The 507-nt window shown below is 56.6% G+C and carries 1 protein-coding gene; it reads right to left on the bottom strand.

Features of this window, described 5'->3' with window-relative positions:
• A partial coding sequence (locus AAC083_RS01930) for an Ig-like domain-containing protein (RefSeq protein ID WP_219927936.1) occupies positions 1-507 on the bottom strand: 507 nt, incomplete at both ends.

Genomic DNA, 507 nt, shown 5'->3' on the forward strand with positions numbered 1-507 from the left:
TGTGGTACTGCCCTCGGTCACGCCAGTGGCAACCCCTTCGTCGCTGATGCTGGCGACAGCAGAAGCACTGCTGCTCCAATCAACCAGGTCAGTGATATCAAAGGTGCTACCGTCGCTAAAAGTCCCCTGAGCGCTATAAATCTGGGTTAAGCCTTCCGGGATAGTCGCACTCGGCGGCTTGATGGTGAGCCTGGTCAGTACAGCCGTTGTAACAGTCAAGCTGGCAGTGGCACTTTGTCCATTAAACAGGGCTGTTACCGTGGTACTGCCCTCGGTCACGCCAGTGGCCACCCCTGCAGCGCTGATGCTGGCGACAGCATCAGCGCTGCTGCTCCAGGCAACTAGGCCAGTGACATCTAAGGTGCTACCGTCGTTAAAAGTCCCCTGAGCACTGTAACTCTGGGGAAAGCCTTTCGGGATAGTCGCACTCGGCGGCTTGATGGTGAGCCTGGTCAGCACAGCCGTTGTAACAGTCAAGCTGGCAGTGGCACTTTGTCCATTAAACAG

It is taken from the genome of Aeromonas sp. HMWF014, from assembly GCF_963878295.1.
GTDB classification, from domain to species: Bacteria; Pseudomonadota; Gammaproteobacteria; order Enterobacterales; family Aeromonadaceae; genus Aeromonas; species Aeromonas popoffii.